The organism is Sphingobacterium sp. (assembly GCF_032065005.1).
Taxonomy (GTDB): Bacteria; Bacteroidota; Bacteroidia; order Sphingobacteriales; family Sphingobacteriaceae; genus Sphingobacterium.
The window spans coordinates 140,351-155,588 of the sequence record NZ_DAMBMM010000008.1 but is presented as its reverse complement, the minus strand read 5'-3'; the positions used below and the strand labels follow the sequence as shown (position 1 = coordinate 155,588).

At 39.8% G+C, this 15,238-nt stretch carries 14 protein-coding genes; 6 read left to right on the top strand and 8 right to left on the bottom strand.

The window, feature by feature from the left end; genetic code table 11:
- Positions 1 to 357 carry an Hpt domain-containing protein gene (locus RT138_RS13785; RefSeq protein ID WP_313191161.1) on the top strand — a complete coding sequence of 119 codons (357 nt, stop codon included), beginning with the start codon at positions 1 to 3 and terminating at the stop codon, positions 355 to 357.
- Here the strand turns inward: RT138_RS13785 and pssA are convergent.
- A complete protein-coding gene (gene pssA, locus RT138_RS13780) occupies positions 344 to 1,030 on the bottom strand; it encodes a CDP-diacylglycerol--serine O-phosphatidyltransferase (protein ID WP_313191160.1) in 687 nt (228 codons plus the stop codon). The two genes, RT138_RS13785 and pssA, sit on opposite strands and share 14 nt — an antisense overlap.
- A 57-nt stretch (positions 1,031 to 1,087) precedes the next feature.
- Positions 1,088 to 2,584 (bottom strand): transcription termination factor Rho, encoded by a 1,497-nt coding sequence (rho, locus tag RT138_RS13775; RefSeq protein WP_313191159.1) that lies wholly within the window; start codon positions 2,582 to 2,584, stop codon positions 1,088 to 1,090.
- A gap of 325 nt (positions 2,585 to 2,909) precedes the next feature.
- Between rho and RT138_RS13770 the strand changes: the two genes are divergently transcribed.
- Both RT138_RS13770 and RT138_RS13765 read left to right on the top strand, forming a co-directional pair.
- Entirely contained in the window at positions 2,910 to 4,625 is a 1,716-nt protein-coding gene (locus RT138_RS13770; RefSeq protein ID WP_313191158.1) for an MFS transporter, read from the top strand.
- 244 nt (positions 4,626 to 4,869) lie between these two features.
- Entirely contained in the window at positions 4,870 to 5,730 is an 861-nt protein-coding gene (locus RT138_RS13765) for an N-acetylglucosamine kinase (RefSeq protein ID WP_313191157.1), read from the top strand.
- A 71-nt stretch (positions 5,731 to 5,801) separates the two neighbouring features.
- On the opposite strand, the gene RT138_RS13760 is transcribed toward RT138_RS13765, so the two are convergent.
- Both RT138_RS13760 and RT138_RS13755 read right to left on the bottom strand, forming a co-directional pair.
- Positions 5,802 to 6,485, bottom strand: coding sequence for a metal-dependent hydrolase (locus tag RT138_RS13760; protein WP_313191156.1), 684 nt, complete (start codon positions 6,483 to 6,485; stop codon positions 5,802 to 5,804).
- A 10-nt stretch (positions 6,486 to 6,495) separates the two neighbouring features.
- Positions 6,496 to 6,810 (bottom strand): YbaB/EbfC family nucleoid-associated protein, encoded by a 315-nt coding sequence (locus tag RT138_RS13755; protein WP_093098324.1) that lies wholly within the window; start codon positions 6,808 to 6,810, stop codon positions 6,496 to 6,498.
- Between the two features lie 110 nt (positions 6,811 to 6,920).
- Here RT138_RS13755 and RT138_RS13750 point away from each other — a divergent pair, with 110 nt between their 5' ends.
- Positions 6,921 to 7,412, top strand: coding sequence for a hypothetical protein (locus tag RT138_RS13750; protein WP_313191155.1), 492 nt, complete (start codon positions 6,921 to 6,923; stop codon positions 7,410 to 7,412).
- Between the two features lie 69 nt (positions 7,413 to 7,481).
- Here the strand turns inward: RT138_RS13750 and RT138_RS13745 are convergent, their stop codons facing one another.
- Positions 7,482 to 8,588 carry a hypothetical protein gene (locus tag RT138_RS13745; RefSeq protein WP_313191154.1) on the bottom strand — a complete coding sequence of 369 codons (1,107 nt, stop codon included), beginning with the start codon at positions 8,586 to 8,588 and terminating at the stop codon, positions 7,482 to 7,484.
- Between the two features lie 211 nt (positions 8,589 to 8,799).
- Between RT138_RS13745 and RT138_RS13740 the strand changes: the two genes are divergently transcribed.
- Positions 8,800 to 9,384: a thymidine kinase gene (locus RT138_RS13740; protein ID WP_313191215.1), complete on the top strand. Its 585-nt coding sequence runs from the start codon at positions 8,800 to 8,802 to the stop codon at positions 9,382 to 9,384.
- Between the two features lie 204 nt (positions 9,385 to 9,588).
- On the opposite strand, the gene RT138_RS13735 is transcribed toward RT138_RS13740, so the two are convergent.
- Both RT138_RS13735 and RT138_RS13730 read right to left on the bottom strand, forming a co-directional pair.
- Positions 9,589 to 10,095, bottom strand: a complete 507-nt coding sequence (locus RT138_RS13735; RefSeq protein ID WP_313191153.1) for a glutathione peroxidase — start codon at positions 10,093 to 10,095, stop codon at positions 9,589 to 9,591.
- Positions 10,096 to 10,114: 19 nt separating this feature from the next.
- A complete protein-coding gene (locus tag RT138_RS13730; protein WP_185214126.1) occupies positions 10,115 to 10,975 on the bottom strand; it encodes an N-acetylglucosamine kinase in 861 nt (286 codons plus the stop codon).
- Positions 10,976 to 11,218: 243 nt separating this feature from the next.
- Between RT138_RS13730 and RT138_RS13725 the strand changes: the two genes are divergently transcribed.
- A complete protein-coding gene (locus tag RT138_RS13725; RefSeq protein WP_313191152.1) occupies positions 11,219 to 13,882 on the top strand; it encodes a M14 family metallopeptidase in 2,664 nt (887 codons plus the stop codon).
- A gap of 343 nt (positions 13,883 to 14,225) precedes the next feature.
- Here RT138_RS13725 and RT138_RS13720 read toward each other — a convergent pair whose 3' ends face one another.
- The gene (locus RT138_RS13720; protein ID WP_313191151.1) at positions 14,226 to 15,233 is read right to left on the bottom strand and encodes a D-alanine--D-alanine ligase family protein; all 1,008 of its coding nucleotides are present in this window, start codon (positions 15,231 to 15,233) and stop codon (positions 14,226 to 14,228) included.
- Between the last annotated feature and the right edge of the window lie 5 nt (positions 15,234 to 15,238).

Sequence of the window (15,238 nt, the reverse complement as noted above, 5' to 3'; positions counted from 1 at the left end):
ATGAACCATTATTCCATTATTAACCCCGCCTCTATCCAAGAGAACATGATGAACAACATCGAGGTCATCAAACAGATGATCCCATTATATCTTGGTCAGGGAGTAGAAGATTTTAAGGCTTTAGAAGTCGCAATAGAATCTCAGGACCATTCAGACATCAAATCAAAAGCGCATCATATCAAACCGACCATGCAATACCTAGGTGCTACCGATTTAAGGATGAAGTTCCAGGACCTTGAGGACAAAGCTGCCGCCGAGGAACCGATGGCAGATATCCTGGATCTATTTGAAAACATCAAAAATGATTTCCATTTAGCTATGGCTGAACTGGAAGATTATCAAACTAAACTTCACTAATTTCTTTCTCGGAGGCAAAATGGATTTTTGAGAAAATAATATACAGAACGAGGATAATTGGTAAAGCTAAAAATTTCAGGATTACCAATAATACTACACTGATAATCAGGAAAAGGTATTTGTATTTATTGACATCCCAACTCAAACTGCTCAGTTTCATAGAGAACAATTTTATTTCCGACACCAACAGCAAACTGGTCAGGATCGCTATGCCCAATAAAAGCCAAGTGTTCTTTAAGACAGGGTAATCTTGGAGGATAAAAGGCAGAGAAACAATAAAAAAGGTGTTCATGGGCGTATTGACCCCGATGAAATCCGTGCTCTGTCTGGTATCAATATTGAATTTTGCCAATCTTAAAGCCGAAAACACGGTAATGATAAAACCTAGATATGGAAGATATTCATTCGAACTGGTATCTTTTAATAGCGTAAAGATTATGGCTCCCGGTAAAAACCCAAAACTAATCACATCCGCCAAGGAGTCCAATTCCTTTCCAATCAACGACTTGACATGTAATGCTCTAGCTGACATCCCATCGAAAAAGTCAAAAATACCCGAAGCTAGTACACAATAAAAAGCCAGCATATATTCTTGGTTCAGGACCATGACAGTACCGATGCAACCTGAAAAGAGGTTTAGGGAAGTGATCGTATTTGGAATGTATTTCTTCATAAAAAAAAGCCATCTTTTCGCAAAGATGGCTTAAAAATATCAATTTATGATGGCTTTTTAGCCATTCATGCTAATTAAAAATTCTCCGTTGGACTTAGTTCCACGCATTTGGGTCAACAAAAATTCCATGGCTTCTTGCGAGTTCATGTCGGCAAGGTGGTTTCTCAATACCCATAGACGTTGCAATTCATCGCGGTCAACCAATAGGTCATCACGTCTTGTGCTAGATGCAGTAAGATCGATGGCAGGGAAGATACGTTTGTTAGACAATTTACGGTCTAATTGTAGCTCCATATTACCAGTACCCTTGAATTCTTCAAAGATTACCTCGTCCATTTTAGAACCTGTTTCAGTCAATGCTGTAGCTAAGATCGTCAATGAACCACCATTCTCGATATTTCTGGCTGCACCGAAGAAACGTTTTGGTTTATGTAGTGCATTGGCATCCACACCACCGGAAAGGATTTTTCCTGATGCTGGAGCCACAGTGTTATAAGCACGCGCTAACCTGGTAATGGAATCCAATAAGATAACCACATCATGGCCACACTCGACCATACGTTTTGCTTTTTCCAATACGATGTTGGCAATTTTCACGTGACGGTCAGCAGGCTCATCAAAAGTTGATGAAACAACTTCTGCACGTACGCTTCTGGCCATGTCAGTAACCTCCTCTGGACGTTCATCGATCAATAAAATGATTAAGTAAACTTCAGGATGGTTTTTCGCGATAGCATTGGCAACCTCTTTCAATAAATTGGTCTTACCAGTCTTAGGCTGTGCAACGATCAAACCACGTTGTCCTTTACCGATTGGCGTGAAAAGATCCATGATCCTAGTTGAGTAGTTGCTCGGACCAAGGTCCAAATTCAATTTCTCATCAGGGAACAATGGTGTCAAATAATCAAAAGGCACACGGTCTCTTACTTCAGCTGGGTCTTGACCATTGATGGCCTCCACTCTTACCAAAGGAAAATACTTCTCACCTTCTTTCGGAGGACGGATACATCCTCTTACATTATCTCCAGTTTTCAACCCAAACAACTTGATCTGTGATTGAGAAACATAGATATCATCCGGAGATGTCAAATAATTATAGTCTGAAGACCTTAAGAAACCATAACCATCGGCCATAATTTCCAATACACCTTCATTAATAATTACGTTGTCAAAATCTGTTGGAGTGGAAGCTTTAGAAGAAGGTTCAGGAGAAGGAGTAGTTGTGGATTCTGCGGGAGTAGATTCTGCTGCTGGTTTGCTAACAAAATCCATTTTCGTTTCCTCGTCATCGGCTGCCACTCTGTTTCTACCTACTGCTACAGGTTCTGCAGCTTTCACTGTACGCACTCTTTTTCTTGTTCGCTCTGCATTGGCTTTATCCGAATCAACATCAGAAACTTCTACAGTTTGCTCTTGCTGAGACTCTTTGGCTATTTCAGAAATACGATCAATTAACTCTTGTTTTCTAAGCTTTTCAGCATCAACAATGCCTAGAACTTTCGCAATCTCGCGCAATTCAGACACGAGCTTCGTATTCAATTCATTAATATCCATTAATATTAAAATATGATTTTTAAGGATTTTTACTTTTTTTGAAATATATCTCTCAGCTAATACATAAATTTCATATGTCTTATTGGGTAACTAAATCTTTTATAGAGATTTTATACTAGCGTCCCGAAAGATAAATTTAAGAACCGCCACAAAGAAAAAAAGAACTATTGTAATTTCAAAAGAAAATCAGCACTTTTTTTTATTTATAGTTTATTATATAACGTTAAGTTGCAGTAAAATGTTTTAGCAGCTGCCGAAAAACTTTAGAAATCAAAAAAAAGTTCTTTATTTGTACGATTAAATCATAAAGTTAGACATTTTTTTTATGAATAACCAACAAACAAACACCAATTACCCAGCTCTTTACACCTTAATCGTGGTGTTTTTTTTCTGGGGATTTATCGCAGCTGGAAACAGTGTATTCATTCCGTTCTGTAAAAATTACTTTCACTTAGATCAATTTCAATCTCAACTTATTGATTTTGCTTTTTACTCGGCCTACTACATTGGCGCGCTTCTTCTCTTTATTTTCGGAACCATTTCCGGAAAAGACCTCGTAGGAAAATGGGGCTACAAGCGAAGTATTGTCTATGGCCTCTTGTTCTCGGCATTAGGTGCCGCAGCAATGATCGTCGCTGTAGAAGTCAATGTGTACACCGGAATGTTAATAGGTCTATTTATTGTTGCATTAGGTTTCTCATTGCAGCAAACCGCAGCAAACCCATTTGCAGTACTATTGGGTGACCCTAAAACTGGGGCATCTCGGGTGAACCTGGGTGGCGGCATCAACTCTTTCGGTACCACTATCGGACCATTGATCGTTGGATTTGCACTATTTGGCACCTTCGAGACCATTTCCGATGCTGAAATTGCAAACCTTCCCCTAAACAAAGTCGTATACCTTTATATAGGTGTCGGTCTACTTTTCGTATTGGCAGCTGGTTTATTCCATTTCTCTAAGAAAGTTCCGGCAGGTTTCAACCTGGAACAGATGGAACCCGCTAACAAGGCTAGGACAACATTGATCATTATGACCATTTTGTTGCTATGTGCTTTTATCCCGGTATTTACCAGTTACAAATCTGATACTGCCCTTCACATCCTAGATCTAAAGGAGCAAGCAGCTAACAACAATAACCAAGAGCTTTTAGCACAGATTAAAGACCTTTCCCATGGTTTGGAAATCAAACGTATGTTATGGTTGCTTGGTGCTTTGGCCGTAATTGTTTTCGGTCTATTGTTCTCTTATAACAGTGCTAAGAAAAACCCAGAAGGTTGGGGCGCCATGAAATATCCACAATTGGTTTTGGGTATGTTGGCCTTATTTATCTACGTAGGGATTGAAGTTGCCATCGGTAGTAACCTAGGTGAACTTTTGACTTTAGATGAGTTCGGCAACCTTCAATCTTCGCAGATTACTCCTTACGTTTCCATGTACTGGGGTGGTATGATGATCGGCCGGTGGGCAGGCGCGATTACAGCGTTCAACCTAACAAAATCTAAGAAAAAATTACTGACCATCATTGTTCCAGTCATAGCTTTCACCATTATTATTGGCGTGAATTCATTAGCTGGATTCGATATGTCCGTTCTATATTACTTCATTATCTGTGTAGCATTACAGATTGCTGCATTCTTCTTGAGTAAAGAAAAACCTGTCCGTACCTTGATCATTTTCGGAACTTTCGGGCTATTGGCCATGATCGTTGGATTAATGACATCAGGCACGGTAGCAATCTACTCCTTCCTAGCTGGAGGTTTAGCTTGTTCTATCATGTGGGGATCCATCTTTAGTCTTTCTATCGTAGGATTAGGAAAATACACCGAACAGGGTTCAGCTTTCTTGGTCATGATGATTTTAGGTGGTGGTATCATCCCTCCAATCCAAGGAAAACTATCGGATATCATTGGTATTCACAACTCTTACATTGTTCCAGCGGTTGGTTTTATCTACATCATTGTCTTTGCCGTACTGGTTCGCAAATTCCTGTCTAAACAAGGAATTGCAATTGACGAAATTGAAGCTGAAGGAGCTCACTAAAGCTAAACTAATTGTAAAAAATACACTAAGTATTTTTCGTGTTAAAATAATTTTAAAAACCTTATAACCAATGAGTTATAAGGTTTTTATTTTTAATCAAGGCCCTAACCTTCCTAAATTATTTCAATATATCAAATAAAAATTCTTATTTTTATTAATAAATACCGTATTTTGGGATTTAAACTTAGAACAATACCATTGTAAAACGAAAAAACAAGTTACTTTAAAACTAAATTTATAAATAATGATAATAATTGCAGATGGAGGGTCTACAAAAACAAACTGGTGTTTGCTAGATGATAACAACAAGAAGATTTACTTCAACACCGAGGGTTATAACCCATATTTTGTAGATAGCGAATACATTATTGCATCCCTTAAAAAAGGACTACCTCAAGATATTCCATTTGAAAAAATCAGCGAGGTAAATTATTATGGTGCTGGTGTACACAACGAAGAGAAGGCAAAAATTGTCGAAGATGCGATCCAAGCAGTGTTCCCAAATTCTAAAGTTGAAGTTGGTCACGACCTGTTAGCTGCTGCACGTGCGTTATTAGGTACAAACCCTGGTTTTGCTGCAATTCTTGGAACGGGTACTAACACTTGTATATACGACGGAAAAGACATAACCCACAATATTGATTCTGCTGCTTACATCCTTGGTGACGAAGGATCTGGTAGTTTCATCGGTAAAAAGCTTTTGGTAGATTTTATCAGAGGTTTAATGCCTAAAGATGTTGCTGAGGTATTCTTTAATACCTACAAACTTACTCCTGATGAAATCATGGACAACGTATACACAAAACCTCTTGCTAACCGTTTCTGCGCTAGCTTCAGTAAATTTGTATACGACAATAACGTAAATATCGAATACACTCGCAAAATTGTTGACGATGCTTTCGAAGCTTTCTTCAACAACCTTGTGAGCAAATACCCTGACTACCAATCTTACACTTTCAACTGTATCGGTTCTGTAGGTTACAACTTCAGAAATGTACTGGAAGATAAAGCTGCTCAATATGGAATGAAAGTTGGAAAAATCTTGCGTTCTCCTATTGACGATTTGGTACAGTTCCATATCAACAGATCAAAAAGCGTTGCTTAATAATCATTAGCAGCCTGAACATAAAAAAGCCCAATTGCATGCAATTGGGCTTTTCTTTTGATATATCTCTTTTATAGCTCTACCGACTCACCGATCTTTGGCAATGCCAAGTACACCTCTGATTCGTTAAACTTCTTCTTTGCATCCTCATGGTTAATCGTAATTGGAGGAAAAGAATCATAATGTATTCCGATGACATTATTGCAGTTCACAAACTCCGCTGCAATCACGGCATCATCCACATCCATTGTATAATGACCACCAATTGGCAACAAGGCCCAATCAATCTTATGACGTTCCAACAACTTCATTTCCATGGTCAAGGCGGTATCTCCAGCAAAATAAATGGTTTTGTCCTTCAAAAAGAACACATAACCTACCGGGAAACCTGCATAAGAACCATCTGGAGTGCTATTGCTATGTGCTGCATAAACCATCTTTACCTTTCCAAAAGGAAGGTTTAAGGTTCCACCCAGATTATATTCGATCACTTTATCATCAGGTACCCCTTGTTTTCTAACCCATGCAGCTGTTTCTACAATGGTTGCAACAGTGGCACCGCTTTGTTGCTGGATACTGAACATGTCGGCCACATGGTCTTGATGGCCATGGCTCAGGAAAATGTAATCAGGGTTGATCTTACTGATATCCACACCCTTCGCCAAGGGATTATAACTGATGAATGGATCCATCAAAACCTTGGTCCCATCAAAATCAAACTCTACACATGACTGTCCGTAATATGTTGCTTTCATTTTTCTCTTTTTATTTACCAAATAAGTTGCCTAAACCGCCCAATCCACCTAATAGATCTTGTGAGGCCGCTTGCATTTCAGTTTGACTGATACTTTCAGCCTGAACCAAAGCCTTATTCAAGGCAACAACCAATAGCTCTTCAATTTCCTCTTTATCTGCATCCTTAAAGAAATCAGGGTCGATCTGAATCTCTTTGATCTCCTTATTCGCCGTGGAAATCACTCGGACCTTGCCGCCCTCTGCCTCTCCTGATACGGAAATATGATCCAACCTTGCTTTGATCTCCTGTGCCTTTTGCTGTGCTTCAAATAACTTATCAAACATAAATACTCCTTAAATTTTAAACCCCAAATTACAAATTATTTATGAATCTCGACAATTGCTTGGGTCTTTTGAGCAGCTTGTTTACCTTTGTAGGATAATTGTCTATCATAATGATTCAACTAAAACACTATACCGCAATAGCAAACGAATTACAAGAGTCTGAGCCCGAAAAATTCGAGCAACTTGAAGAAGAAATCAATATCATTATCCATAAATTAAAGTTTATCCATATTGAAAACCGACCGATGGTCGAAATTATGGACCTCTCAAAACCTACTGCAGACCCAACTTATATCGAAGAATTGAGTGACATCGCTGGAGCTCAAAACAACCCTTTGGTAAAAGAGGCTGAAAACACCGAAATCCTGATCTTTATCAACGACAATCCCGTTTTCCTAGGAACACTGCCAGATTTATTGAACGAGCAATACAGCGACTATAAAGCGGTTAAAAACAACAATGTCTTTATTATTCAAAAACCTGATTTTGGAAAACGCAAAGAGGACTTTTTGTTGGATATAGAGATATTCGCTGAAATTATCCAATCAAAATATTTTGTATATGGACATGAAGGAAACCATTGGATCAAATTTGATCTTTAATCCGGACAATACCCCATAAAAAAGGTCGCTTCTTGAATTAGAAGCGACCTTTTATTTTTCGTAATGAAATTATATATATTTCTTTCTTAAGATAGCATAAAGCTTATCCACAGTCTGTGGTTTTGAAGCCCAGTTATTTTTTAGCGAATAGTTAGACTGTAGGAAGGCATCTGCTTCTGCAAAATTGTCAAATCTGTTCAAGAGTTCAATCGCTTCAGAATAGGCTAAGCTATAGCCGTTGAACAGGTCTTTAATAAACAGGAGTTTATCATTTAGGCTCACGGCAACCTTAAGGTCTGCAATTCGGTCACTACTTTTATCTTGCGAGGTATTGAACTGATTAGCATTGGTCAATCCAGCCTTTTTCTGCTGTTGGATCAATTCGTTCAATGTCAATGGACGGCTAGGTTTTACTTCCGCCTGTTTTGCCAAATCATTCAAGGAAACGACCTCTTCCGGTTTCTCTTCCTCAATCTCGATTTTCTTCTCTTCGATTACGACCTCGTTAACGGTAGGTTCAGCATCAGCTTTCACTTCCTTATTTTGCTCCTCGGCATTCTTTTTATCTTCTTCAGCTTCATCTGCAGAAGCTACAGAAGTATAACCTGAAGAGGCGGTATGAACGGGATTGGATGAAATATTGAAATTTTTGAAATCAGATACTTCTTCAACCGGTTCAGCTTCTTCCTTCTCTTCTTCCCTAGCCTCAGCCTCTTTTGGCTCTTCTACCAATTCCTCTTTCTCTTCTTCTATTATTTCCTGGTTTTCCTCATTCGATTCCGCTGCATAACTGGTCGATTCAGGCTCCTCTTCATCATATTCCTCGACAAAAGGTTTCTTTTCAGTTTCAGGTTCTACGGATTCAACTTCTTGGATCTCTTCTTCAACCGGTTGCTCATCAGCCTCATGTTCATCGTGTTCGATGGCTGGCGTAAAGCTTTTATCCTCTTCCTGCACTAGCCCAGCGGTTGCAGAGGCCAATAAATGAGTCGGTTGAGTCTGAAGTGAAGCCAAGGCTTCGATATGCGCAGCCAAATATTTTGCCTGAGCAGCCAACAATAATATATCTGCTTTTTTGCTTGCTAGATTGTTCTTGTCCAGCCCTGCATAATGCTCATTGATTTCTACCAAAAGATCCCCAATTTTCCCTAAAATATCCTGATCTGAATAAGCCATGTTTTATGTGTATAGATTGAAATTAATTCTATTATTAAATGTGATATAAAAAAATAAACAAACTGATTGACACCTCGTTTACGCTTTTATCCTATCTCCTTAAACCAAAAATAAGATTAAATTTCGATATTCGTAAGCTATATTAGCTAAGAATTTCATATTATATGAAACTTCTGAAATCAGGTTTTTAGTATAAAGTTTTATCAAAATGATGTTGTTTTCTGAACATAATTTTCCCAACAGAAGAGGTCCCATTGGTAGTATCGAAGTGATCTGTGGGTCTATGTTTTCTGGAAAAACGGAGGAACTGATCCGTCGGATGAAAAGGGCTCAATTTGCTAAACTTCCGGTAGAAATCTTCAAACCTGAAATCGATGTGCGCTATGGAATAAATGAAGTCGTTTCCCATGATAGCAACTCCATCCCTTCCACGCCAGTATCGCATTCCTCAGCCATCCTGCTCCTAAGTGCCGATACCAAGGTAGTAGGAATCGATGAAGCCCAATTCTTTGATGAGGAACTCCCTAACGTCTGTGTAGAATTGGCAAACCGTGGTATCCGAGTGATCGTTGCAGGACTGGACATGGACTATTTAGGAAAACCATTCGGACCTATACCAAGCCTGATGGCCATTGCCGAAGATGTAACCAAAGTTCATGCTGTCTGTGTTAAATGCGGCGCACCGGCAAACTACTCCTACCGTCTTCAACAGAATGAATCCCGTGTCCTTCTAGGGGAAAAAGAAAGCTATGAACCTAGATGTAGGTCTTGCTATTTTGGATTAGAAAGAAACTAGACATAAGACAATAGACATATGTCTTATGTCCATCCCTAAATAGGGTTGACCGTTTTTATACTATTCTCATTTTCATCAATTATTTTCCATCTCTTCCATAGGTTGAGCAAGATAATCCGTCAGAAAGATCTTTTGTCTGATGTCTAATGTCTTGTGTCTAAATCTTATAAAAACAAAAAGACGCTCCAAGGCGTCTTTTTGTTTTTATAAGATTTGTGATGTTATCACCTTATCTAGTGGTGTAACTTTTGAACGGTATCGATGTGCTAGTTTGCCATCTTTTCCGATCAGGAATTTCTCGAAGTTCCAATTGATATCACCTTTGAAATCTGGATTTTCGGTTTCTGTTAGGTATTTGAACAAGGCAGTTTGATTATCACCTTTTACATCTACCTTTTCAGAAAGGATGAAGTTCACCCCAAAATTCTTTTCACAGAACTCAGCGATCTTTTTATTGTCGCCGTATTCCTGGTTTCCAAAATTATCAGAAGGGAATCCGATAACTACCAGTTTATCTCCATATTGTTCATGCAGCTCCTGAAGCTCTTTATATTGCTTGGTGAATCCACATTTAGAAGCGGTGTTGACTATCAAAAGTTGTTTTCCTTTGAAATCAGCAAAATCTACTTTCTTTCCGTCAATGGATGTGAAAGAAAAGTCATATACGGTAGGCTGTTGGAACAGCATGGTATAAAACATTATCATGGCCATGATCATAATTTATATATTTTTAAAGTTGAACATTCAGCTCTCTGTCCACTACATAATGGAACAGTTCTTCAATCGGGCTACTCAATATCTTGCCCACACGAACACCATGCAAAGAACATACCTCTCTTAAGTGAATATCAAAATAATAGGCTATTCTCCCAACAAAATGACATTCAAATTCCCAAAAGTTCGGATAGGTCATGATATTGGTCCTTACAAATTCGTCAAAACCATTTCTCAGGAGATTATCGATATAGGGATGTTGTCTATTCTGTCCCATAAATTCGGCAAAGGATGCTAAATAGGCATTGGGTCTATCCCGCTGATATACATTCTTGATGATGATATCTTTTGTGATGTGATGCGTTTCCTTAAAGATCCTCGCCAAATCCCTTGGCATGGTCTCATAGAGATAGGCGGTAATCAACTGTTTTCCAAACCAGGCACCTGAACCCTCATCCCCAAGCACATAGCCATTACCATGCAAGCTTGCCGACAGTTTTTCTCCATCATAGAAACTGATATCAGAACCAGTTCCAAGATTGGAAATCAATCCTTTTCCAGCTCCAAAGGTTGCATAGGCAGAACCCAACAGGTCGCTTTCAACAGAAATAAAGGAGGATGGAAAAATTTGGGTCAGGGCATTGGATACTAATTCACGGCGGTCAGGAGTAGAACAACCTGCTCCAAAAAAATAGACCTCATGAACCTCTTTTATATATGGGATTATCTCGGGAACCTCAGTCAAAATCGCTGCAATCTCCTTCTCGCTTACGAAGAAAGGATTTAAACCTTTGGTACTGAAACGTAATGGTTTGCTATCTGGAAGATGAAGCATCCAATCTGATCGTGAGGATCCGCTATCTGCAACTAAAATCATATGCTACTAAATGTCATCATCTCAAATATACAAATTCCAAGAGAATAAAAATCGTTTTCTCGATTTAAACAAAAACGAATATTCGGCATTAAAATCCATCCCTTTAACAAGCCCAACCGGATCAGATTGCAAAAGCTCTAGACTGTAATATTATTGTGAAGGTCCTGCATTAGATCGATCTTTCTCCAATGAATCTGCAAGCGATTCTTATCTTTAACCTATAAATTATTACCTAATAAAATTATGAAGAACTCTATGAACCTCATTCGGTTACTGATGTTTTCCTTTGCTTTTATTCAGATGGTATTTGCCCAACAAATTACCAGTCCGAAAGAGCACTTTGGATTCCAGATTGGTGATGACTACCAATTGGCAACATTTACTGAAACTGAACAGTATTTCAAGAAATTGGATCAACAATCTGATCGATTGCTGTACACGGTCATCGGCAAGACTGAAGAAGGCCGGGACCAATGTATGCTGATCATCAGTTCTCCGGAAAACTTAAAAAATCTGGAAGAATTCAAGAACATTTCGACAAAACTGGCTCATGCAGAACTGTCTGAAGCGGAAGCTCGTTCACTGGCCCAAAAAGGCAAGAGCATCGTTTGGATCGATGGTGGCCTGCACTCCAATGAAGTGGTAGGAACGCACCAGCTTATCCAAACCGCCTACCTACTGGCTTCATCCAACGACCTTGAAACCAAGAACATCCTGGAGAATAGCATTGTCCTCATGGTGCATGCCAATCCAGATGGGCAAGAGTTGATCTCTAACTGGTACATGCGTGAAAAAACCCCTGAAAAAAGATCCGGTAACTATGTCCCTGTCCTATACCAGAAATATGCAGGACATGATAATAACCGCGACTTTTTTATGCTGAACCTTAGGGAATCCCAAAACATGGCTAGACAGCTGTTTGTTGAATGGATCCCTCAGATTATGTACAACCACCACCAAACCGCACCTGCAGGTGCCGTGGTAGCAGGCGCACCCTATAGAGATCCGTTCAATTATGTATTTGACCCAATCTTAATGTCTGGAATCGATGCCTTGGGAGCCGCAATGTCTTCTAGGTTGAATGCCGAAGGCAAACCCGGATACACGGCAAAAGACGGTTCGGTATTCTCGACCTGGTATAATGGTGGACTGAGAACGACCACCTATTTCCACAACATGATGGGACTGTTGACCGAAATGATCGGTAACCCAACTCCATTTGAGATCCCACTTGTTCCAAACCGCTTAATCCCAAATAATGATACCCAAAACCCAGTGATTCCGCAGGTATGGCATTTCCAACAATCAATTGATTATTCCGTATCCTTGAATTACGCAGTCTTGAACTATGCCAGCCGCTATAAGGATGAAGTCCTGTACAACATGTTCAGGATGGGCAAGAATTCCATAGAACGTGGTTCTAAAGATTTCTGGCCACTTTCACCTAGCAAGGTAGCTGTAATCGACACAGCATTTCAACAAGCCAAGAGAAAGGACCCTAAAATCGAGAACAACCGCGAGGCAGAAAGAAAATTATTGGGCAGCCTCTTCGAGAACAAATCCCTACGTGACCCACGCGGGTTTATTATCCCTGCGGATCAGGCTGATTTTGTAAAGGCTACTGATTTCGTGAATGCATTGATCCAAAATGGCATCGATATCCAACAGGCAACTGCGGACTTCACGGTAAACGGCAAGAAATATGCAAAGGACTCCTATATCATCAAGACTGACCAAGCTTTCCGTCCGCATATCTTAGATATGTTCGAGCCGCAAGATCACCCTGATGATTTCCAATATCCAGGAGGCCCTCCAATCCCGCCATATGACGCTGCCGGCTGGACATTGGCCTACCTGATGGATGTAAAATTCGACCGTATCCTTGATGACTTCAATGGTCCATTCCAAAATTTGACGAACGGAAAGGTCATCCAATTGGCAGAGCTTGCAAAACCTAAAGGTAAATACCTAAGACTTCCCGCAACAATCAATGAATCCTTCCGCGTAAGCAACGACTTGCTTAAACAAGGAAAGAATGTTTGGAGAGATGAATCAAATGGGGATATCTATGTTGAAAACAGTGCAAACGTGAAATTGATTTTCCCTGCGGAGGCCAGCAATAGCTTACCAAAACAAAACAAGAAGATCAAACCTCTACGTATAGCGCTATGGGATACCTATGGCGGAAGCATGCCTTCGGGATGGTTGAGATTCCTGATGGAGAAATATCACTATAATTTTGAAGTCATCTACGCACCGGATATCGACAATGGTAACCTGAATGCAAAATATGATATCATTATCTTCCCTGGAAATTCCATTCCTAGGTTCAATAGCAATCCGAATGCATCTTCCTATTATGGACGTATGCCAGCAGAGGCTCCAGAAAACATACCTTCTCCATTTAAAGAAAGATGGGGGCGCTTGACAGAACAGAAATCCATACCGGTATTGAAATCATTCTTGGAAAACGGAGGAAAAATCGTAACGATCGGTAGCAGCTCTGATTTAGCCGAACATCTGGAATTAGGTGTAGAGAACCATTTGGTAGATGCCCAGCATAAGGCTTTAAAGAGAACTGAGTTTTATACCCCGGGTTCTGTTTTGACAGCAAAAGTTGCAAAAGGATCTGCCAGCACTTGGGGCTATAATGATGAAATAGATATTTATTACAGCAACGACAACTTGTATAAGATCAAGAATACCAATATCAAGCCATTGATGTGGTTTGATTCGGAGAAGGTCCTAAAGAGTGGATGGTCATGGGGACAGAAGTATCTGAAGGATGGAGTTATTGCATTTGAAGCGCCAGTAGGAAAAGGTAAACTGGTATCTTTTGGAAATGACATCAATTTCCGCGCGCAGACCCATGGGACTTTCAAGCTATTGTTCAACCAGCTGCAGTAAGTTAAATCAACATAAATTTTAAGGTCATATCTACACAGATATGGCCTTTTCTTTTAAATTGTAACATAGGCTGCTGTTCGAAATCCAATTTTTATTGCGGGTTTCCAATTGACCTTATTCGATACATATTCGGAATTTTCGCAAAATATCTAAATCAGTTCACCTTATTTTCCCGAATCATTCTCGAATGAGACTCGAATGAGACCAAGAGAAAGTGACAAGAAGACAAAGAGGAAACGGAAGTAAGCAGGAGGGATTTTTTAGGGCAGGAATAATACTGCTGGGAAACCATAAAGAAAGGCAAAGAGTATTAGATCTTTGCCTTTCGTATGTTAATTATCTTTTAAATTTCGTTTTTCGCTGCCTCGATCAATTCGGAATAGAAAGCGGTTTCTGTACGGCCATCTGCGCGGACCTGTTGCGGAATAAAGCTTTGTGCAGTTTGACCAGGAATGGTATTGATCTCAATAAAATAGAATCTATCGGTATCATTTTGGATAAAGAAATCCACACGGACCATACCCTTACAATTCAATCGAACATAAACTTCACGGATAATGGCATCCGCCCTATCCATTTGTTCCTGGTTAAGGTCGGCAGGTGTTATCTCTTGGGTCAATCCTGGTGTGTATTTGGCCTCAAAGTCAAAGAATTCCCTGGTCGTGATCACCTCTGTAGCAGGAAGCACCTGAAGTTCTCCTCTGGAGTCCCTAAAGATCCCTTGGGAGAATTCTCTACCTTTTACAAACTCTTCGACCAATACTTGCATACCGGTTCCTTCTGCATCGTACGCTTCATCTAAGGCCTTAGGAAGCTCCTCCCAGGTATTGACCTTGTTCATGCCGATACTGCTACCTCCAGCATTTGGTTTTACAAATAAGGGAAGGGTTAATTTTTCTTTGACCAGTTCGAAGGCCTTTGGTCTGTCGATATCAAATAAAAGAACCGATTTTGCGACGTTCAATTCTGCGATGTCCTGTATAATAGCCTTGGTATAACCCTTGTTCATGGTCAACGATGAGGTCAAAGCGCCACAAGAAGTATAAGGTAATCCAACCATATCTAAATAGCCTTGTAGCCTTCCATCCTCGCCGGGACTACCGTGCAAAATGATAAAGGCCACGTCAAAACGCAGCTTTTCGTTATTGATGTTCAAAGAGAAATCCTGACGGTCAATTTCGTGTTTTTGGCCGTTCTCATCCGTATAAGCCCAACTATCCAATGTGATATCGATAAGATACACATCGTATTTTTCTTTGTCGATTTGGGAATAAACAAACGCTGAACTCTTATAGGAAATTTCAGCCTCTCCAGTATAACCACCCGTAATTAATGCTACTTTAGTTTTCATATGTA

Bases quoted from the DNA above. Each gene is read 5' to 3' on its own strand.
- RT138_RS13750 (WP_313191155.1), top strand. From the start codon at position 6,921: ATGATTCAACTAAAACACTATACCGCAATAGCAAACGAATTACAAGAG.
- RT138_RS13740 (WP_313191215.1), top strand. From the start codon at position 8,800: ATGTTGTTTTCTGAACATAATTTTCCCAACAGAAGAGGTCCCATTGGT.
- RT138_RS13725 (WP_313191152.1), top strand. From the start codon at position 11,219: ATGAAGAACTCTATGAACCTCATTCGGTTACTGATGTTTTCCTTTGCT.
- RT138_RS13735 (WP_313191153.1), bottom strand. From the start codon at position 10,095: ATGGCCATGATAATGTTTTATACCATGCTGTTCCAACAGCCTACCGTA.
- RT138_RS13730 (WP_185214126.1), bottom strand. From the start codon at position 10,975: ATGATTTTAGTTGCAGATAGCGGATCCTCACGATCAGATTGGATGCTT.
- RT138_RS13785 (WP_313191161.1), top strand. From the start codon at position 1: ATGAACCATTATTCCATTATTAACCCCGCCTCTATCCAAGAGAACATG.
- RT138_RS13755 (WP_093098324.1), bottom strand. From the start codon at position 6,810: ATGTTTGATAAGTTATTTGAAGCACAGCAAAAGGCACAGGAGATCAAA.
- RT138_RS13745 (WP_313191154.1), bottom strand. From the start codon at position 8,588: ATGGCTTATTCAGATCAGGATATTTTAGGGAAAATTGGGGATCTTTTG.
- rho (WP_313191159.1), bottom strand. From the start codon at position 2,584: ATGGATATTAATGAATTGAATACGAAGCTCGTGTCTGAATTGCGCGAG.
- RT138_RS13720 (WP_313191151.1), bottom strand. From the start codon at position 15,233: ATGAAAACTAAAGTAGCATTAATTACGGGTGGTTATACTGGAGAGGCT.
- pssA (WP_313191160.1), bottom strand. From the start codon at position 1,030: ATGAAGAAATACATTCCAAATACGATCACTTCCCTAAACCTCTTTTCA.
- RT138_RS13770 (WP_313191158.1), top strand. From the start codon at position 2,910: ATGAATAACCAACAAACAAACACCAATTACCCAGCTCTTTACACCTTA.
- RT138_RS13760 (WP_313191156.1), bottom strand. From the start codon at position 6,485: ATGAAAGCAACATATTACGGACAGTCATGTGTAGAGTTTGATTTTGAT.
- RT138_RS13765 (WP_313191157.1), top strand. From the start codon at position 4,870: ATGATAATAATTGCAGATGGAGGGTCTACAAAAACAAACTGGTGTTTG.